The sequence below is a fragment of the Marinobacter sp. ANT_B65 genome (assembly GCF_002407605.1).
Lineage (GTDB): Bacteria > Pseudomonadota > Gammaproteobacteria > Pseudomonadales > Oleiphilaceae > Marinobacter.
In genome coordinates this window covers 1,024,377-1,043,966 of the sequence record NZ_NXGV01000001.1, presented here as the reverse complement: position 1 = coordinate 1,043,966, position 19,590 = coordinate 1,024,377, and the positions used below count along the sequence as shown (strand labels likewise).

The window sequence follows — 19,590 nt, the reverse complement described above, 5'->3', positions numbered from 1 at the left end:
GGGCGACCTCAGTTAGTGTGAAATAAACGTAATCAGAATATCGTGTGATAAGCATAGTCAAAGCCTTGATTTTTGCCGGTCAGACACCAAAACTGCGGCAACTACTTACTTAATACCTACGCACGAGAGCAGTCACTTCCAATGTCGTTACAGCATACGTTCGGTGAGTTACGGGCACAGTTAGCCAATAGGATTATCGGGCAGGAAAAACTGGTTGATCGCCTTCTTATTACATTGCTTGCTGATGGACACCTTCTTGTAGAAGGTGCACCTGGGTTGGCCAAGACCACAGCCATAAAGGCCCTGGCAGATCACCTTACAGGGGATTTTCATCGCATTCAGTTCACTCCCGACCTGTTGCCGTCAGACGTCACCGGCAGCGAGATCTACCGCGCTGAAACCGGGCTGTTCGAATTCCAGCGCGGACCGATTTTCCATAACCTGGTCCTGGCAGATGAAATCAACCGCGCACCGGCAAAAGTACAGTCTGCTCTGCTCGAAGCAATGGGAGAGCGCCAGGTCAGCGTAGGCATGCGAACCTTCCCGCTTGACCGGCTGTTCATGGTCATGGCAACCCAGAACCCCATCGAGCAGGAAGGAACTTATCCATTACCCGAGGCCCAGCTTGATCGCTTCCTGATGCACGTGGTGATCGGCTATCCATCGGCCCAGGCCGAGCAGGCCATCCTCCATCTGGCAAGAAGCGACTACCGCCAGGGTCAGCCAACAGCTAATATCCGCGTGACTGCCGATCAGGTTTTTGACGCCCGGGCTGAAGTTGCGGATATCTATATGGCTGAGCCGGTTGAGCAGTATCTGTTGGCGCTGGTACTGGCAACAAGAGACCCAGGCGCGCTGGACCCGGAACTGGCTCGCTGGACGGCTTTCGGTGCAAGCCCGCGAGGCACTATCGCTCTCGACCGCTGCGCTCGCGCCATTGCGTGGCTGGATGGTCGGGATTATGTAACGCCTGATGATGTGCGTGCAGTGGCTTTCGATGTGCTCCGGCACCGTATCCTGCTCACGTTCGAGGCAGAAGCCGAAGGTGTGACGGCCGACACGGTCATCCAGCGCCTGATTGACCGCGTGCCAGTGAGCGCCTGAGACCGGCCATGGATGTAACAGACAGTGATGCAACAACCCGCATCAGCCTGCAGGCACTCATTCGCCTGCAGGCTGATGCCAGGGCACTGAAACTGCCATCGGCGCGCCCGGCACGGGCGCGTCAGGCAGGGCTTCAGCATTCGTCGCAACGTGGACGCGGGATGGCCTTTGCGGAAGTGCGGCTTTATCAGCCCGGGGACGATATCCGCAGCATTGACTGGCGTGTGACAGCAAGACGCCAGGCCCCACACACCAAACTCTATGAAGAAGAGCGGGAACGCCCGGTTCTGTTACTGTGCGATCTTGGCCCCACCCTTTTCTTCGCCAGTACCGGGGCCTTCAAACAGGTACGATGTGCCCAGCTCGCCGCGATTCTTGCCTGGCTCTCGCTTTCAGCAGGAGACCAGGTAGGCGGCATTATCTTTAACGGTAACGCCTTGAGCGTTCAGCGCCCTGCACGGCGCAAAAAGTCTGTGTTACGGATTCTCGACACGCTTGCCAGCCAGCAACGCATATCTCTGGAGTCTTCTTCATCCGAAATCACCCTGGATACTGCACTTGCTGAAGCCCGCCGTGTAGCCCACACCGGCAGCCGGATCTTTGTAATCAGTGATTTTCTGAATATCTCTGGGAATACGAGTTCCTTACTCGGGGCACTGGCCAGCCATAACAGCGTGAGTGCACTGAGGGTAGTCGATCCACTGGAGCAGGCGTTGCCGCAAAGCGGCCGCTTTGCCATTGCAGGAGCAGAGGGCCCTGTGTGGTTTGATGCGTCCAACCGCAGCTTTCAACAGGCGTGGCGTGAAAAAATCACCCACCACGAGGCTGCACTTGCTGAGTGCTTCCGCCTGTCCGGGGTCCGTGCAACCGACGTTTCAACCCGCGAAGCACCAGCTACAAGCCTGCAGGCGATACTCGGCCCCGGAGGACGAATCAGATGATGGCAGACGATCCGTTAAGCCAGCTCCGGGACATTCACCTGCCACAAGCCGGAGGCTTCTGGCCTCCCGCGCCGGGCTGGTGGGTTCTGGCCATTGCACTCCTTGTAGGGATCAGCGCCCTGATATGGCTGGTCCGGCGCCACCGACACAAAAACCGCTGGCTAGCCCCTGCAAAAGCAGAACTGGCTTACCTCGAGCGCAATGCTTCAAAGGAGCCTCAGTGGTTTTCACAACTCAACACACTACTCAAACGAGTTGCACAGGCGCGTTATCCGGAGGCTCACCCTGAAGCCCTTTCCGGCAGGCAGTGGGCCGCGTTCCTGCTACAAAACCTGCCCGATAACGGCATTGCCCAGCAAGCCATTGCTGAAGCACTCGTGAACAGCACCTGGCAGCCGGAACCTGCGGCAGAACCCGCACAGGCGCTGAAATTCGCGCGACTTTGGCTGGAGGCACAAAAATGCTGAGTCTCGCCTACCCCTGGGTACTGGTTCTGGTTCTGATACCTGTTCTTCTGCAATGGAAAAAGCCGGTTGCGCAAACTGTGGATGCCCCGGTATTTCCTGTAGGCCACTGGCTGTCAGACCTTCCTGGAGTTACGCGCCAGGGTAATGGCGTTCCTCGCTGGCAAACTATGGTGCTGTTTCTGGCCTGGGCCTTGCTGGTACTGGCGATGGCAAGACCACAGCATGTGGGCGAGCAGGTCCAGATGCCCGTATCCGGGCGCGACCTGATGCTCGTCGTAGATATTTCGCCCAGCATGGAAGAGCAGGACATGGTTCTTCAGGGGCGCAGCATTAACCGCCTGCAAGCCGTCAAAAAGGTACTGAACGAGTTTATTGCCCGCCGCAAAGGGGACCGGCTTGGCCTGATACTTTTCGGCACAGAGCCCTATGTTCAGGCACCTCTCACGTTTGATCTCGCAACCCTTGAGACACTGCTGCAGGAATCGGGCATAGGCATGGCCGGGCGTGCAACCGCAATTGGCGATGCCGTCGGTCTGGCTACAAAGCGCCTGAGGGACAGGCCCCAACAACAACGAGTGGCGGTGCTGCTAACGGATGGCGCCAACACTGCTGGAGAGATCTCGCCCGATAAAGCCACAGAAATTGCAGCTGCAGCGGGCATCCGGCTCTACACCATAGGCATTGGCGCTGAATCCATGATACAGCGAGGACTTCTCGGCTCACGTCGGATAAACCCCTCAAGAGATCTTGATGAAGGTCTTCTGACACGAATGGCGCAACAAACCGGTGGCGAGTATTTTCGCGCTCGCAGCCTGCGCGAACTGGAGACGATCTACGACACCATTAACCAGCTTGAGCCCATTGAGCTGGATGGAAAATTCTACCGTCCGGTTACCGATCTTTTTTTCTGGCCAGCAGGCATAGCCGCAGCTCTCTGGCTGAGCCTGTTTCTCTTCCGGCGCAGCGAAGGCAAGCTGCCCCGGCCCCGCAAGCACACAGATCAGAAAACTGCAGGGAGCATTAACCATGGCTGACCTCCATTTTCTGCGCCCGTTCTGGCTCTTGTTACTGCTGATCGTGCCCGTGCTTTACCTGGCACTCAAACACAAGAGTTCCGGCAACAGTGGCTGGGCCGGGCTGATACCCGAAAAGTTATTGTCTCCGGTTATCCGGCGATACGGCGGCGCTGCAGCAAAACCCGGATCACGTCTGGTACCTGCAATCAGCGCAGTTGTTATCCTTGCTATAGCACTTGCTGGTCCTGCATGGCGCGAGGCCCCCACCCCTCTGAAGAAACCCGGCGACAGCCTGGTGATCGTGCTGGATTTATCCTTATCCATGCTGGCAACGGATCTTGAGCCCGACCGCCTGACTCGCGCAAAACGCAAGATCCGCGACATTCTGGCGATCCGGGAAGGCAGCCTGAACGCACTGGTGGTGTATTCGGGGGACGCACACGTAGTCACCCCCCTTACAGACGACAGCAACACACTCACAGGTATGCTCAACGTACTGGACCCGGTAATCATGCCGGTTCAGGGCAACCGTGCCGACCTGGCCATTGCCAGCGCGCGCGCACTTCTAGAGCAGGGTTCTCCTGGCAAGGGCCGCATTCTGATGATTACCGATGGCATTTCAGATTCTTATCGGGAGGCCATCCACAATGAGCTTGCAGGTTCCGGCTTTAGCCTCAGTACTCTGGCGGCCGGCACCCGTGATGGAGGCCCTATCCCCCTTGCGCGGCGCGGATTCATCCGGGACAAGGGCAATATCGTCATCGTCCGCACCGACCCGGACGCACTCGCTGAGCTTGCCCGAAATAATGGAGGCGCAAGCCATGAGCTGACGCTGGATGACAGTGATATAAATGCCCTGAACCTCAGCCCCGTGGAATCTGACGAATGGCAGGATACAGACACAGGGCTCACTATAAACCGCTGGAAAGACGACGGGTACTGGTTGCTATGGCTGGCCCTGCCCTTGCTGTTGCTGGGCTGGCGTCGCGGAGCCTTTACTGCGATAGCCCTGGTTCTGCTGCCGGCGATACCTCAGCCGGCAGCCGCTATGGACTGGGACAGTCTCTGGCAACGGCAAGACCAGAGAGCCGAAGGACTGATCAGTAAAGATCCCGACGCTGCTGCGGACATACTTGAATCTCCCGAGTGGAGAGGCTCTGCGCTATACAGGGCTGAACGTTATGATGAAGCAGCCAAAGCCTTCGCTGAAGCGGATACAGCTCAGGCAGATTACAACCGCGGCAACGCTCTTGCCCGGGCAGAAAAACTGCAAGAGGCCATGGAAGCCTATGACCGCGCCCTGGATCGCAATCCTGAGCTGGAAGATGCCCGTGTAAACCGGCAACTGGTGGAAGACCTGCTTGAACAGCAGAAGGAAAATTCTGATCAGCAGCCGGGCAACGATGATCAGAACCCGTCGGACTCCCCCGGGGAAGACAGCCAGCAGCAGAAAAACAAGTCCGGATCTTCTGGCGCAAACGAAGACTCTCAGAACAACGAAGGAGAGTCGGAAGCGTCACCGGACGAAGCCGAAAACCAGAACAATCCCCAGGATCAGGGACAGAATACCAACCAGGACGAGCCTGGAGAGCAGCAGCCCGGGGACACATCAGAAGACAGCAATGCAAATGCGCAGACTCCGGACGGGGAGCCTTCAGAAGAAGAGGCTCTGGCCCCCGCACCCGTATCTGAAACCCCCCTGACGCAAAGCCAGGAACAATCATTACGCCGTGTCCCCGACAACCCTGGCGGACTTTTACAGCGAAAATTCCTGCAACAATATCAGAAGCGCCAGACACCATCCGATGAGGGCGATACACCATGGTAAAACGGCTGATCACTCCGGCAATCCGGCTCGTGGTTTTTATGGTTCTGACAGCACTCTGGCTTCCGGCTCACGCCGGCGAATTGACCGCAGAACCGGACAGAGACAGGCTGTACGAAGGCGAAGTTCTGACCCTGACCCTCAAGGCCACCACCAAGATCGATGTCAATCTGGGCAACCTTTTCGAATTTGACATCTCGAGCCTGCCTTCACCGGATATTGAAAAGGTGACGCCGGACTTCGAAATACTTGCCCGCAATCAACAATACAACATTCGCACGGAAAACGGCGACATGGAGGGCGAGATTACCTGGACGTACCGGCTTGCACCGACATCAGTTGGCAAGCTCACCATTCCCGCGCTTACCTTCAAAGACTCTGTATCCAGGCCCGTAACCATTGAGGTGGTCGCAGGCAACCCTCCGGATCAGGCAAATACCAACCGGGACAGTTTCATTGAGCTGACAGCAGACAAGGCTGAAGTCTATGTTCAGGAGCAACTGATACTGACAGTGCGGCTGTTCTTCCGGGGAAACCTTATACGTGGCGAACTGTCCGACCCTGAACATCCCAACGCCATCATCGAGACTCTGGGCAAACAGAGGGAGTTCTTCCGCCACCGCGATGGGGTGCGTTACCGGGTGGTAGAACGACGCTACGCAGTGTTTCCGCAAACACCCGGGCCGTTGAACCTGCCAGCCATTCGCTTTGAAGGCCAGGCCAGGAATGCTGATGGCTCACTCAAGTTCCTTCGGGACAGTGCTTCTCTGTTCGAGGTACCCGTAAAAGATGTGCCGCCGGAATTCAGCGGCACGACCTGGCTTCCGGCTTCCAGCCTTTCTCTCGCTGAAAAAGGCATGCCCGCAACTCTTAACCTGAAGACAGGGGACAACCTCACACGCACACTGAGCCTCCAGGCAAACGGGCTGCCTTCAGAGGCCCTGCCGCCTTTGCCATCATCCACGCCGGACGGACTTCGCAGTTATCCCGAAGAGCCTGTGCGAAAAACAAGTATAGGCCCTGACGGTATTGCTTCAACCCTTACGCAAACCAATGCGCTGGTTCCAGTGGCACCCGGAAAACTTTTGCTTCCGGCGATTCGCATACCCTGGTGGGATACTGAATCTGACAGTGAAAAGGTAGCCGTTATACCTGCACAAACACTGAACGTAGTAGCTGCAGATGGCGCAGGACTGCCCCCCACAGCAGACAAGGACACACCTGCCCCGGAAACCGGCAATGAAGCAGCAGGCTCCGGCAACGAGGCTCATATGGTACAGGGCAACCGTTTCTGGCAATGGGTAAGTCTTGTGCTGGCACTAATCTGGGTTCTTACCATGCTTGCCTGGTGGACAACCCGAAGAACCTCATCCCGGGCATCCGTGGACATTGAACCTGCTAACACCAGGAGCGAAAGAGCAGTTTTTGAACAACTGGTCCGGGCCGCAAAGGAAGGAAGTGCTGCAACACCGGGACTGTTCGTAAGCTGGGCCAATTTACATTCGCCAGGCCACGATTTCCGTTCTGCCGGAGACGCATTCAGCGTATATCCGGAAACGGAACTGGAAACGCAACTCAAGCAGTTGCAGGCAAGCCTGTTCAGCCGGACAACCGGCGGTGAAGAGAAAAACAGTACAAAATGGAATGGCAGTGGCCTGGTCGACGCGCTCAGGCAGGCCCGGGGAGAAATGGAAAGATCATCTTCAGAATCTGATTTGCCACCACTCTACCCCGACAACCTGTCGGTGTCGGGGCAGAGATGAGGCTCAGTTAATCAGCTGCTTATCAATAACCAGCGTAATCGGTGATCCCTGGTCTTCAGAAACGGCAACCGGGGAGTCGGTGGTGCCCTGCCAGTCTCCAGGCTGGGCGTTGATGTTACCTGAGCGTGTCAGACGGGCTGTCACAACCACTTCATCTACGCCTGATATCACCGCTTGAGGTGCCATGGCATAACTGTCATCCAAACGGATCTCCAGGGGCAGCGCATCGGCTGTCAACCTGACAACAGCCAGGGGAGGTCCGCTCTGGGTTTTGGCCGCACGGGCAAAGAGGAACAGCGTGGTATCTGCTGGAATATCCTCTTTGAACGCCTCATCGAGCGTGACTCGAACACTGACTCCCGCACCTCCAGCTTGTGACACAGGGCTACCATCCATAGCGGGTGGTTGCTCACCCAGGCGCGTATATGCCTCTTTGATTCCCCCCTGAATCGAAGCCAACTGAGGATGATCTGGTGCTACTGTCTGGATCCGCTCCCAGTAATCAATCGCCTCGCGATAATTGCCCTGACTGAAGGAGTGGATTCCCAGCAGACCAAGAGAGTTAACCTCATCGGGATTCAGCGCCCGGGCTTCGTTAATTGCAGATGTTACTTCGTCTGTCATCGCCCCCTTACTGCGGAAAAACTGTGCCTGTGCAGACATGCCAAGAGCTACAGCCCGCGATCCGTCATCGGAACTGACGCTGTCAGCCAGTTTCCGGAACGCCCAGGCAGCATCCTCATAGCGTTCGATACGCATATATGTCTGACCAAGCATCGCCCAGCCATCCGGGTTATCAGGACTGGCCTCAAGCCGCTCGCGCAACTGGTCCGCAAGCTTGCTCATTTGCGCTTCACGGGCGCCATCCGAGGTACCCAGTTCCTGCATCGCAACAAAAGCCTCAACACGGTCCATCGCTCCCCACTCGTCATATAGCAGAAAGGTGGCCGCCGGGATCAGGAGTATTGAGAGCAGAGCAACCGCCATAGCGGCCTTCCTGCCAGGTACAGTTCTAACAGGAGATTCGTTTTCCGGGACATCATCCAGCATGGCGCCGGCGAGTTCATCCCGTAATTGTTGGTAGGTTTCATCGTCAATAATACCCGACTGATATTCGCTTTCCAGCTCCGCCATACGGCTGCGGTAGGCCATCAGGTTCTGGTTTCGGAGATCCGTCTGATGCCGGGTGTCCCGGCCATGGAAGATGACGGGGTAGAGCACAAACGCCAAGGCAAGAATGATCAGTACCGTTGCGGCAATCCAGAATGTTTCAGTCATGGAGATATCGTCACAAGTTCGAAATGAATATAACGGTGCACGTTGCTAACACATCAGACGCATGTTCTGACTGCGAGTCACCCGTTGTCGTTCTGATCCCGGTTCGCAAGCATTTTATCAATGCGCGCCTGCTCTTCCGCACTCAATGCCGGTGCTGTTGTACCGGCGCGACGGGAGCGGGCAACAACGCCAGCAACAACAAGAAGGCCGCCAAGAACCGCTATCGCAGGTGTCGCCCAGAGCATGAAGGTGCGGCTATCCAGGTCAGGTTTGTATTTCACAAACTCGCCAAAGCGCCCCACCAGAGATTCAACTATTTCCTCATTGCTGGCGCCATCAAGCATCATCTGATAGACAGCGTTTCTCATATCTTTGGATATAGGCGAGTTTGAATCCGCAATGTTCTGGTTCTGACACTTGGGACACCGCAGCTCCGCAATCAGATCCTGATAACGCTGCTCTTCGCTGAGACTATCAAAATCATATACAGCGGCCACATCCCCATAAGACAGGCCCGATGCAAGAATCACCGTGAGAAAACAGATTATCCGAAGCATCAACCCTTCTCCCGTGCATCGTTAATAACCGGCAACAGAACCTGCTCCCACACCTCGCTGTTAACCACACCCACATGGCGGTATCGCACAACGCCGGAGGCATCAATAACAAAGGTTTCCGGCGCGCCATAAACACCCAGATCAAAACCCAGAGTGCCTTTGGGGTCGTATATGACTTTGCGGTAGGGATCACCAAGCCGGTCCAGCCACACCAGAGCATCATCCCGACTGTCTTTGTAGTTCAGCCCGATGATCACAATATTCTTTTCCCGGGCGAGCCACATAAGGTCGCCATGTTCATCACGACAGGACGGGCACCATGTGCCCCAGACATTCAGTAGAGTAATCTCACCCTGGAACAGGTTTTCATCCAGAATGTTTCCCGGCTCATTCAGGTCTTCAAGGCTGAATGCAGGAACCGGCTTTCCGACCAGAGCTGAATCCAGCTTTGTCGGATCTTTACCAATGCCTGCAAACAGCACAACACCGAGAATAACGGCCACAACCAACGGCATGAATAACCAGAAACGCTTCATGAAACCACTCCCGCAGCACCCTGAGTATCGATTTGCGAAGGCGAAGATTTCCTGGAGGGTTCCGTAGACCGTTCACGGATCCGGTAACGACGATCCGATATTGCAAGGAAGCCACCGGCAGCCATAAACAGCGCCCCAAGCCAGAGCCAGCGAATCAGTGGTTTGTACTGGAGCCGAATAGCCCAGGCGTTATCAGAAATACGTTCCCCGACGGCAACAAAAATATCGCGGAACAGACCTGCATCAATATCAGCCTCGGTCATAACGCTCATTCCCACCGCGTACTGGCGTTTTTCCGGATGCAGCTCAGCAATACGCTTACCGTCCCGCATCACATCGAAGCTGCCATACTGTGCGGTAAAGTTCTGCCCTTGCCGCTCACCAATATCTACAAACACAAACTGATAGTCACCCACCTCGGCAACGTCTCCGGGCACCATGCGCACATCGCGCTCAATTCCGTAGTTTGATACAACCGTTGCACCAGCCATGGTTATGGCAATACCAAGGTGGCCCAGCACCATACCGTAGTAACTGCGTGACTGACGCTTGAGGCCATGCACCCGGCCCTTTCTGGAAGAGGATTTGTCCCACAGATCCCAGAAGGTCGCTGTGGCTATCCACACCGCGGAAAATATGCCAAGGAATGCCCAGGGAGTGAAGCCGCCATAGCCAGCCATAACTGCCGAGCTAATCAACACACTGAGTGCCAGCGGCCATAAAAGCTTACGTGCAAGCCAGCCTGCATCGGTTTTCTTCCAGCGGGAAAACGTGCCAACGCCAAGCAAAAGGCCTGTAGCCACAGCCAGAGGGCTGAAAGTCAGATTGAAGAACGGCTCGCCGATAGAGATTTTGCCCAGATCCAGAAAATCAAGAACCAGCGGATACAGTGTGCCCACAGCTACTAACAGCGTTGCTGAAACCAGCAAGACGTTGTTCAGCAACAGGAAAATTTCCCGCGACAAAGAACCGTAACGGGAGCGGACGTGAACGACCGGCGCCCGGAATGCATAGAGTACAAGGCTCGCAATGATGGTAAACGCAAGCAGGACTAACAGGAAGGTACCGCGTTCAGGGTCGGACGCGAAGGCATGAACCGAGGTGAGCACACCGGAACGAACCAGGAAAGTGCCCAACAGACTCAGCGCAAAGGTGACAATCGCCAGCAATACTGTCCAGCTTTTAAAAACACCACGCTTCTCTGTTACCGCCAGTGAGTGCATCAGGGCCGTACCGGACAACCAGGGCAGCAGGGAGGCATTTTCAACCGGATCCCAGAACCACCAACCGCCCCAGCCAAGTTCGTAGTATGCCCACCAGCTTCCCAGGGCAATCCCTACCGATAGAAATGCCCAGGCAACCGTTGTCCAGGGCCGTGACCATCTGGCCCAGGCAGCATCCAGGCGACCATTTATCAACGCAGCGATAGCAAACGCAAATGCCACAGCGAAACCTACATAGCCCATGTAAAGCATGGGCGGATGAACGATCAACCCGAAATCCTGAAGCAGCGGGTTCAGATCCGCACCGTCAGAAGGAACATTTGGCAACAAACGGTCAAATGGATTTGAGGTAACAATGATAAAGAGCATGAATCCGACACTGACCATGCCAAGAACCGACAAGACCTGTGAAATCATCACCGATGGTAATCGGCGGCTGAAAATGGCAACCGCCAGAGTCCATCCGGTAAGCATCAGTATCCAAAGCAGAAGCGAGCCCTCATGCCCTCCCCACACAGCACTGAACTTGTAGTACCAGGGCAGCATGCTGTTGCTGTTGTTGGCAACGTAGGCGACCGAAAAATCGTCGGTTACAAAAGCATGGGTAAGCACAGCAAAAGCCAGTCCGACAAACACAAACATGCCCGCCGCCAGAGGCCTTGCAAACGCCTGAAGGTTGTCCCGGCCGGTGAGTGATCCAGCAAGGGGTACAACCGAAAGAAGCACTGCCAGCAATAGCGAAAGTATCAGTGCGAGCTGTCCAAGTTCGGGATACATCAAAGCTCTCCAGGAATCAGGCAGTTGAATGTGATGTGTTTAATTAGTTGCAGGCACGGCGTTGCCGGGCATCGATTGCCCACCTGCTTTCGAAGCCTTTTCCAGGGCGTCAGCAACTTCCGGGGGCATATAATTTTCATCATGTTTGGCCAGAACCTGATCTGCGACGAAACGGCCTTCGTTGTTAAGCTTGCCCATTGCAACGATACCCTGACCTTCCGCAAACAGGTCCGGCAAGATACCAACGTACTCAACGGGGACCGATGCATTGAAGTCGGTTACCATGAACTCTACCTTCAAACTCTCCGTGTCCCGCATGACCGAGCCTTCTTCCACCATACCTCCCGCCCGAATCCGCACATCTACCGGAGCCTCTCCGGCGGCAATCTGGCTTGGATCGTAAAACAGGTTAATGTTCTGGCGCAGCGCATAGGTTGTCAGCGCTACAGCGATAGAAAGCCCTGCCAGAAGAAACAGAACAATAGTCAGCCGCTTTTTACGGATCGGATGCATTTACTTACCTGTCAGTCAGTCTTGGGGAACGTTTACGCGTTCAAAGGATGCCGAGGGCGCAGAAGTCGCCGCCACTTTACTCTTGTCAGCCTGAAACTCATAACCACGACGGCAGGATTCAATAATTGCCGCCCTGCTCCGTACCGACCCGACCATCATCAGCAACATCAGCACGAAAAAAACTGCGTAACATGCCCACACATAAGGGCCGTGACCATCCATAGTGATAAAAGCAGAAAAGGAATCAAATGCCATCGGTCAGTTCCTTCCTTTCATTACGAATTCTTTTACCCAGCGGGTACGCTGTTCCCGGGACAGAATCTCCGTTTGCATGCGGACACAGGCGAGCCAGCCAAAAATCAGATACAAGCCCAGCACTGACAGCAGCAATGGCACCCACATTTCCGCAGGCATAGACGGCTTTTCTGTGAGTTTAAACGTCGCAGGCTGATGCAGCGTATTCCACCACTCCACGGAGTATTTGATAATGGGTATATTCACAACCCCTACCAGCACCAGTACAGCTACCGCACGTGCGGCGGACTTCTCATCATTAATGGCCCGGTCCAGAGCAATGACACCGCCATACAGAAACAGCAGTATCAGCATGGAAGTCAGCCGGGCGTCCCAGATCCACCAGGTACCCCAGGTCGGTTTACCCCAGACAGCCCCGGTAAACAGTGCCAGAAACGTAAGAACAAGCCCGACCGGCGTAACCGCCTTGACAAACACATCGGCCAGCTTCATGCGCCAGACCAGTGTCACAACAGCCGCAGACGCCATCATGATGTATATCGACTGAGCCATAAACGCCGTTGGAACATGAATAAAGATAATCCGGTAACTGTTGCCCTGGAGATAATCCTTGGGTGCAAATGCCAGCCCCCAGACAACTCCGGCCATGAGCAACAGTACTCCCCCGGCCAGTAGCCAGGGCATGAACCGGGCGGATATCCCGAAAAACCATTTTGGGGAACCCAGTTTGTGAAAAAATTGCCACATCAGTTGGTCACCGTCCTACCGTTTACCTTGTTTTACCCGTTCGACAGGCTGATTTTCAATGCTGCTGCCGCTGCAAACGGCGCCAGTGTCAGCGCCAGCATCAGGAAAGCGCCCATCAGCGCCACATAGGCTCCCACAGCTGCTCCCTCCGCTGCCGCAGCAACTGTACCCGTGCCAAATATCAACACGGGAATGTACAGTGGAATGATCAGCAGGGACAAGAGCACTCCTGCCGAGCGCAATCCAAGCGTCAAGGCTGCGCCAATTGCTCCAATCAGGCTCAGTACCGGCGTACCAATCAGCAACGTTAGACACAAAACCGCAATGGAGTTCCCGTCAAGATGCACCATTACGCCAAGAACCGGTGTCAGCACCACCAGAGGCAGCCCGGTCAGCATCCAGTGAGCCAGGGTTTTTGCCAGAATCAACAAAAACAGAGGCTGCGGCTGGAGTACGAGTTGCTCGAGGGTGCCATCATCAAAATCATGGCGGAACAGGTGGTCCAGAGACAGCAATACGGAGAGCAGCGCCGCGACCCAGAGAATACCTGCTCCTGCTTCACGCAAAAATGATACTTCCGGGCTAACGCCGAGTGGAAACAGGGTGACAACCATAATAAAAAACAGGAGCGGATTCAGCAGGTCCTGACGCTGCCGGAACGCCACCTTCATATCCCGCGCAAAAACAGCTTTCATTGCAGCCAGTGCACCAACACTGCCGCTGGCAAGCCGAACCTCCGGGCGGGCTTCAGCGTTCATAAGACAGTCCTCCCGCTCCAAGAATCAGCTTATGCATACCGGGTAAAACCAGGTCATGATGGGTCGTAACCAGCACAGCGCCACCCTCTGCGGCCCGCTGCTGCAAAAGAGTCTCAAGCGCTTTAACCCCATCTGAATCAATGGCGGTAAACACCTCGTCAAGTAACCAGAGCGGTTCATCAGCTATCAACAGACGAGCCAGAGCTACCCTCCGCTGCTGGCCTGCAGACAAATTACGACAGGGTACATTTTCGAACCCGGCCAGGCCGGTACCTTGCAAAGCCTGGCTCAATGCCTCATCAGATACCGGCCGGCGGCCGGCCATCAAGGCCCGGAGATTTTCCAGAGGGGTGAGCAGAGGTTTAATCCCCGGACGGTGCCCGAGATAAAGCATGTTCCTGAGAAACACTTCCCGCTGGCTGTCTACCGGGGATCCACACCACTTCAGCTCGCCTGTCCAGGCATCATTCAGACCTGCCAGTATTCGCAGTAGCGTTGTCTTGCCTGAGCCGTTTGGCCCCTCGACACGGGTTACCGTACCGGGCAGTATGGAGAAAGATAACTCACGGAATAGTATCCGCTTGTCCCGTTCACACTGCAGATTGACAGCCTGTAGTAACGGCTCGGACATCGGGGCCCCGTATTCAGGACGATGCGCAAATCGCATCGGGTGTATTCACGACAATAGTTGCCGGCGCGGCGTATTATAACCAAACCGTTTACAGAATACTCTTGTCTGGTATCAAGTCAGCAGCGATGAAACTACCCAGCGATCAACAGCCTCCCACTTCTCCGGCGCCTGCAACCCCAAGGCTGGCGCAAACCAACGACGCCAGGCCACCTGCCCGCGAAACCACAGCCATGTCTGCCCGGCAGCAACTGGACCAGCTTCAGCTTGCAAACCGGGAATCCATACTGGCCCGCGTGTCGGAAATCATCAACCGCCAGGGCAATGCCGAGATCCTGCTTGATGTAAGGGGAAAACCGCTTCAGGTAAACGCAGCGATTGGCGCGACAGAGCTTGCACGTGGTGACTGGGTGAAAGTGATGCGCGCCGGCAACGAACTGCAACTGATGGGTAAACTGGCACCCACGCCGGAAGCTGCCATATCCCGCGCCCTGGCCCAACGTATGCCTTGGCAGCAAAGCCTGGACAACGGCCTGGCAAAGCTGATGACAGCACTGAATCGAGGCGTGATTCCCGAACTGTCACCCGGTCAGCTACCTGCATCCCGAAGTCCGCAACCCTTGCCTGAAGCGGCACGACAGGCACTTGAAACACTGCTTGGACGACTTCCTGCAAGTAGTACGCTGACGCCCGGCTCAGGTTCACAAAGCAATACAGTTCAGCAAATCCGGCAATGGATAGCCGAAAGCGGGCTGTTCGCAGAATCCCGTCTGGCCCGGACGCCCTCCCCGGATCTTCCTGATCTCAAGCTCGCTATCGGTCGCATGATCACAAGCCTGCTGGCAGAGCAGAACGGTGATGCCGCCACCTTATTCAATCGACTTACACCACTGGCCACCCCGGGACTGGTTAGCACCCCCCTGCAATTCCCGCAGCCAATGGCATTATCAACACCAACCAGTAATTCCGAACCGGCATCAGTAAGTCAGACATTACGGATGTTGGCTGGCATGCTGAACCGGATTACCGTAAACCAGTTACATAGCCAGATACTCAGCGCCCGTGGCGGTGGAGAAGCACCTGCGCCCACATCAACCCTGCTTCTGGACCTGCCTTGGGTGACACCCCAGAACGAACCGAGAATGGCCCAGTTACGCCTGGAGCAACACAAGAACGAGAGTTCATCGAAAGGCGATGACCGCAAACGGGCAGCCATCAGCGAATGGCGACTGAACCTTTCAGTTGATCTGGAGCAGGCCGGCGCGTTGAATTTTGAGGTTTCCCTGCGCCAGCAGGAGATAAGCGCACGGGTGTGGGCAGAAAATCAGGACACACTGAAACAGGTGAACAAAGAACTGCCACTTCTTCGACGCAGCCTGATGGACCTGGGACTGGAAGTAACCGACCTTGAGTGCCGCCGGGGCAGCCCCTCATACCCGGCAACGAAGCTGGAGCACAGATTGGTGGATACCCGGGCATGAACAAACAAAACGAAAGCTTTTCTTCAGGCTCCAGCGCCGCAGTTGCCCTGAAATACGACGGCGAGAAAGCTCCCACCATAACGGCCACAGGCACTTACGAACTGGCTGATGAGATCATACGGATAGCCAGGGAACACAACGTGCCCCTGTATGAGAATGCAGAACTTGCGGGCATTCTTGCGCGCTTGTCCCTGAACGAGGAAATCCCCGAAAACCTCTATCGGGTTATAGCTGAAGTTCTTGCGTTTGCATTTCATATACGTGGCCGAACGCCGGAAGACGCAGGCAAGGATACTTCCGCTTCATTTCCCAGTCAGTCACCGTCAATGGATGAGTGAGCGCAGCGCCCATACCTGGGTCCATACGGCCCCTTTTCGGGGTGCAATTGCTGTCTCAAAGTAGTGTTTTAGCCGTCGGCGGTCATCCGGATGATCCTTGAGAGCTGAGCCTATGATGTGATGCATCAGCTGCTCCACGGTCATAATGCCGCCACCGTAATACCATGCACCAAGGCTCGCAGCGTGGGCAACCGATACAGCTTCGGCTGTAGAAAGTGCGGCACCAGCCAGGCGGTCGGTACTTCGGCCATCCATTGTCTGGCCGTTACGCAGCTCGTGAAACATGGTTACCAGAACCTCGATAACCTCTTCATCCAGATCCACGCGTATACCCGCGCGCTTATTGGCCTTGCTTACCTCTCGCAGAACCACGCCGATTTCATCCGGTAAATTCCTGATTGGACGAATTTCTTCAAAGTCCATGCGGCGTTTCAGGGCCGCACTCATCTCGTGAACACCCGCATCCACACTATTAGACGTGGCTATCAGGTTGAAACCTTCCCTGGCCAGAACAACACCCTCATCACCGGGAATTTCCGGAACTACGACAACCCTGTCGGAGAGCACTGACAGGATGGCATCCTGCAGAGCCTGCGGACAGCGGGCAATTTCCTCAAATCGCACCAGCCGACCCTCCATCATGCCTCTCATAAGCGGGCTGGGCACCAGAGCTTCCATGCAGGGGCCTTGGGCGGCGAGAATCGCCTCGTTCCAGCCATAGAGTAACTGGCTCACCTGCGTGATAGCGCCGCCCTGCAAGGCAAGAGTGGAGTTTCCGGATATGGCCGCTGTAAGCAGTTCAGACAGCCAGGACTTGGCCGTACCAGGCTCACCAACCAGCAGACAGCCCCGGCTGGTGCACAAAGAAATGATAATGCGGATAACCATGGCCCGATCTGCAACAAATTTCTGCTCTATACCCAGACTGTCATCACCCATGACAAACTTCTCAACCGCCCGTGGCGACATGCGCCAGCCTGGAGGCACCGGCCCAAGATCCATTGTGGCAAGCTTGTCCAGTTCACCACTGAAGACAACCTCGGCAGACTCCCTCTGTGCGGCCTTTTTGTGCTGCTTCCCGGCATTCATAACGGACTCCTGCGGCCACCGCGAACTTCCGGAGCCATACGTTCCCGAGGCAGAATACGCGGTAATTCCGACATGGGGATAACACCCTCAATTACGTGATCCAGCGCGCTATCGCGCATAGTGATAAGGCCTGAATCCAGTGCCCGCCAGCGTAGCTCAGCAACAGGCGGCTGGTTCGAAATCGCATTGCGGATGTCGGCGTCCACCTCCATATACTCTACAATGGCCACCCTGCCCTGAGTCCCACGACCGTTACATTTATCGCACCCTGCTCCTTCAAAACAACGGAAATTATCCGGAGTCCCGTCAGGGAACACTTCTTCAAGAATGGCCGGTTCCGGCGTTGCGGGTTGGCGACAGTGTATACAGATTCTCTTGGCGAGACGCTGGGCAATCACAGCCAGCAGTTCACCGGCGATGGAGTTCGGATGAACACCCAGATCGTACAGGCGCTGAAGGGAATCTACCGCATCGTTACAGTGCAGTGTAGAAAGTACAACATGCCCCGTCTGGGATGCGCGAACAGCTTCCAGGGCGGTTTCATGGTCGCGAATTTCACCCACCAGAATCACATCCGGATCCTCGCGCACGAAAGCGCGCATGGCATCCGCGAAGTTGAAACCTATATCGCTCCGGACACGGGTCTGCTGAATATTGTCAATGGAGTACTCAATAGGATCCTCTACCGTAATCACCTTCCGGCGGCCATCATCTGCGAGAGTTTGCAGACCTGCATAGAGTGTTGTGGACTTGCCGGAGCCGGTTGGCCCCACAACCAGAACAAGGCCCGCCGGGTTATCAAGCAGCCGCTCGTAATGGGAGCCGATGATGGGTGACATACCCAGCTCGGCAATGGTCATGGCCCGCCCCGTCTGCGGTAAAAGCCGGATAACCGCATGCTCACCATGAAGTGACGGCTGAGTCTGTATTCTCAAATCGTAGGACATATCCCCCAGTTGCAGACGAGAACGCCCGCCCTGAGGCAAACGGCGCTCGGCAATATTAAGCTCCGCCCGCAACTTGATAATGTTGATAACGCCTTTGATTTCCCGGGGCGTAAGCTGATACTGCCCCAGATCGTGAAGATCTCCATCGACCCGCAAACGGATTCTTACCCGCTCCCCATACTGTTCAATGTGTATGTCGCTGGCCTTTTCGCTGACCGCATCCAGAAGTATCGCTTCATACACAGAGACCAGATAAGGGCTGACATGATAGTTTCCGGTTTCACCGCCCAAAGGTCTGTCTCGCTGTATGCCGGCCCTCGAACCCGAAGACGATTGCACTGACTGGTCTGCAGCAAACCGGTTACCCTTTGCTGACAGGTCCAGTGCCGACCAGATTCTCCGGAAATCTGTAGGTGTAACCAACCAGCACTCCGCCACGTGATTGGGGCTCATCCGCTCCAGCTGGTCAGTACGGGCGTCTGGATCATCGGTAACGAACGTGACTTTCTCATTCCCCTGGGCCACAGGGATAATGCGGGACAAATCCAGAAACGTGCGGGAAAACCGCCGGAAAAGATCCGTCTTCAACGAAGGCAAAAGCTCGTCAGCCTCAGCAAAAACCATTCCCCGCTGCTGGGCCAGCGAACGATAGAGGTCGGTTTCCTCAATGTTCAGATTACGGCGCAAGACATCCAGCACACGACAGTTACCAGCTTCGGCCTCGGCCTTCGCTTTCGCCAGTTCTTCGTCGTCGACCATACCCAGATCGATCAGAATCTGTCCGGAATTCCGGTTAAAATCCACCCATCCGAGTGTGCGTACGCGCTCAAGTTTATCTGCACGCTTTACAAACATCGCCATACTCGGAACGGGCCCGGCCTTCCCTTCAAGGCAAATCAGGTTGCCCCCTTCCCGAAGATAACGCGACAAAACATCGCGATCCGCCATGAAGGTTGTACACAGCACCAGGTCACAGGGCTGGTCGAGTTCAAAACCGCTTTCAGCCGATTGAGCCTGAACATCCACATTGTGCATACCAAGACTGAAAAAACGTGCCTTTGCAGCTTCCGCAACGTGCCGGTTTTTTTCTACATAGATAACACGGCCGGCCAGGCTGGATAACACTGCTGCGAGATAGCCCGAGCCACCCCCGACATGCATCACAACATCAGCAGGAGTAATTTCCGGCATGATAGACAGAATATGGCCTACAGTCTCTTCCCGGGGAATGGAGTGCCCGGTCATGGAGGGAATCAGGTCAGAGCCGGTAACAAAATCATGGCGGGATACAGCAAGAAGGGCCTCACGGGCCCTCTGGTAAACCTTCTTCATTCAAGAGCGTCCGTA

The 19,590-nt window shown here is 55.6% G+C and carries 19 protein-coding genes; 8 read left to right on the top strand and 11 right to left on the bottom strand.

What is annotated here, in order from left to right:
- The first annotated feature begins 141 nt into the window (after positions 1-141).
- The 6 genes from CPA50_RS04935 to CPA50_RS04910 are packed head-to-tail and all read left to right on the top strand — an operon-like array spanning position 142 to position 7,116.
- Positions 142-1,104 (top strand): AAA family ATPase, encoded by a 963-nt coding sequence (locus tag CPA50_RS04935; protein WP_096781334.1) that lies wholly within the window; start codon positions 142-144, stop codon positions 1,102-1,104.
- An 8-nt stretch (positions 1,105-1,112) separates the two neighbouring features.
- Positions 1,113-2,045 (top strand): DUF58 domain-containing protein, encoded by a 933-nt coding sequence (locus tag CPA50_RS04930; protein ID WP_096781333.1) that lies wholly within the window; start codon positions 1,113-1,115, stop codon positions 2,043-2,045.
- Positions 2,042-2,512 (top strand): DUF4381 domain-containing protein, encoded by a 471-nt coding sequence (locus CPA50_RS04925; protein ID WP_096781332.1) that lies wholly within the window; start codon positions 2,042-2,044, stop codon positions 2,510-2,512. The genes CPA50_RS04930 and CPA50_RS04925 overlap by 4 nt, the downstream gene beginning before the upstream one ends.
- On the top strand, positions 2,506-3,546 hold the full coding sequence (locus tag CPA50_RS04920; RefSeq protein ID WP_096781331.1) for a vWA domain-containing protein: 1,041 nt from the start codon (positions 2,506-2,508) through the stop codon (positions 3,544-3,546). The genes CPA50_RS04925 and CPA50_RS04920 overlap by 7 nt, the downstream gene beginning before the upstream one ends.
- A complete protein-coding gene (locus CPA50_RS04915) occupies positions 3,539-5,356 on the top strand; it encodes a VWA domain-containing protein (protein ID WP_096781330.1) in 1,818 nt (605 codons plus the stop codon). Before CPA50_RS04920 ends, CPA50_RS04915 begins: the two co-directional genes overlap by 8 nt.
- Positions 5,350-7,116 carry a BatD family protein gene (locus tag CPA50_RS04910; RefSeq protein ID WP_096781329.1) on the top strand — a complete coding sequence of 589 codons (1,767 nt, stop codon included), beginning with the start codon at positions 5,350-5,352 and terminating at the stop codon, positions 7,114-7,116. Before CPA50_RS04915 ends, CPA50_RS04910 begins: the two co-directional genes overlap by 7 nt.
- Positions 7,117-7,119: 3 nt before the next feature.
- Here CPA50_RS04910 and ccmI read toward each other — a convergent pair whose 3' ends face one another.
- The 9 genes from ccmI to ccmA all read right to left on the bottom strand — a co-directional run bounded on the left by ccmI (position 7,120) and on the right by ccmA (position 14,391).
- The gene (ccmI, locus tag CPA50_RS04905) at positions 7,120-8,394 is read right to left on the bottom strand and encodes a c-type cytochrome biogenesis protein CcmI (RefSeq protein ID WP_096781328.1); all 1,275 of its coding nucleotides are present in this window, start codon (positions 8,392-8,394) and stop codon (positions 7,120-7,122) included.
- Between the two features lie 77 nt (positions 8,395-8,471).
- Positions 8,472-8,951, bottom strand: coding sequence for a cytochrome c-type biogenesis protein (locus CPA50_RS04900; RefSeq protein WP_096781327.1), 480 nt, complete (start codon positions 8,949-8,951; stop codon positions 8,472-8,474).
- Positions 8,951-9,487, bottom strand: a complete 537-nt coding sequence (locus CPA50_RS04895) for a DsbE family thiol:disulfide interchange protein (RefSeq protein ID WP_096781326.1) — start codon at positions 9,485-9,487, stop codon at positions 8,951-8,953. The genes CPA50_RS04900 and CPA50_RS04895 overlap by 1 nt, the downstream gene beginning before the upstream one ends.
- Positions 9,484-11,487 carry a heme lyase CcmF/NrfE family subunit gene (locus tag CPA50_RS04890; RefSeq protein ID WP_096781325.1) on the bottom strand — a complete coding sequence of 668 codons (2,004 nt, stop codon included), beginning with the start codon at positions 11,485-11,487 and terminating at the stop codon, positions 9,484-9,486. The genes CPA50_RS04895 and CPA50_RS04890 overlap by 4 nt, the downstream gene beginning before the upstream one ends.
- A 39-nt stretch (positions 11,488-11,526) precedes the next feature.
- Entirely contained in the window at positions 11,527-12,000 is a 474-nt protein-coding gene (gene ccmE, locus CPA50_RS04885; RefSeq protein ID WP_096781324.1) for a cytochrome c maturation protein CcmE, read from the bottom strand.
- A 15-nt stretch (positions 12,001-12,015) separates the two neighbouring features.
- Positions 12,016-12,255: a heme exporter protein CcmD gene (gene ccmD, locus CPA50_RS04880; protein ID WP_096781323.1), complete on the bottom strand. Its 240-nt coding sequence runs from the start codon at positions 12,253-12,255 to the stop codon at positions 12,016-12,018.
- A gap of 3 nt (positions 12,256-12,258) precedes the next feature.
- On the bottom strand, positions 12,259-13,002 hold the full coding sequence (gene ccmC, locus CPA50_RS04875; protein WP_096781322.1) for a heme ABC transporter permease CcmC: 744 nt from the start codon (positions 13,000-13,002) through the stop codon (positions 12,259-12,261).
- A 32-nt stretch (positions 13,003-13,034) separates the two neighbouring features.
- Positions 13,035-13,760, bottom strand: a complete 726-nt coding sequence (gene ccmB / locus CPA50_RS04870; RefSeq protein ID WP_096781321.1) for a heme exporter protein CcmB — start codon at positions 13,758-13,760, stop codon at positions 13,035-13,037.
- A complete protein-coding gene (gene ccmA, locus CPA50_RS04865; protein ID WP_096781320.1) occupies positions 13,750-14,391 on the bottom strand; it encodes a cytochrome c biogenesis heme-transporting ATPase CcmA in 642 nt (213 codons plus the stop codon). The genes ccmB and ccmA overlap by 11 nt, the downstream gene beginning before the upstream one ends.
- Positions 14,392-14,516: 125 nt before the next feature.
- On the opposite strand from ccmA, the gene CPA50_RS04860 reads away from it, so the two are divergent.
- Positions 14,517-15,869 (top strand): flagellar hook-length control protein FliK, encoded by a 1,353-nt coding sequence (locus CPA50_RS04860; protein ID WP_096781319.1) that lies wholly within the window; start codon positions 14,517-14,519, stop codon positions 15,867-15,869.
- Positions 15,866-16,207, top strand: coding sequence for an EscU/YscU/HrcU family type III secretion system export apparatus switch protein (locus CPA50_RS04855; RefSeq protein WP_096781318.1), 342 nt, complete (start codon positions 15,866-15,868; stop codon positions 16,205-16,207). The genes CPA50_RS04860 and CPA50_RS04855 overlap by 4 nt, the downstream gene beginning before the upstream one ends.
- Here the strand turns inward: CPA50_RS04855 and CPA50_RS04850 are convergent.
- On the bottom strand, positions 16,193-17,296 hold the full coding sequence (locus tag CPA50_RS04850; protein ID WP_096781317.1) for an ATP-binding protein: 1,104 nt from the start codon (positions 17,294-17,296) through the stop codon (positions 16,193-16,195). The genes CPA50_RS04855 and CPA50_RS04850 overlap by 15 nt on opposite strands.
- Positions 17,293-19,575: an ATPase, T2SS/T4P/T4SS family gene (locus tag CPA50_RS04845; RefSeq protein WP_096781316.1), complete on the bottom strand. Its 2,283-nt coding sequence runs from the start codon at positions 19,573-19,575 to the stop codon at positions 17,293-17,295. The genes CPA50_RS04850 and CPA50_RS04845 overlap by 4 nt, the downstream gene beginning before the upstream one ends.
- Positions 19,576-19,590: the final 15 nt, after the last annotated feature.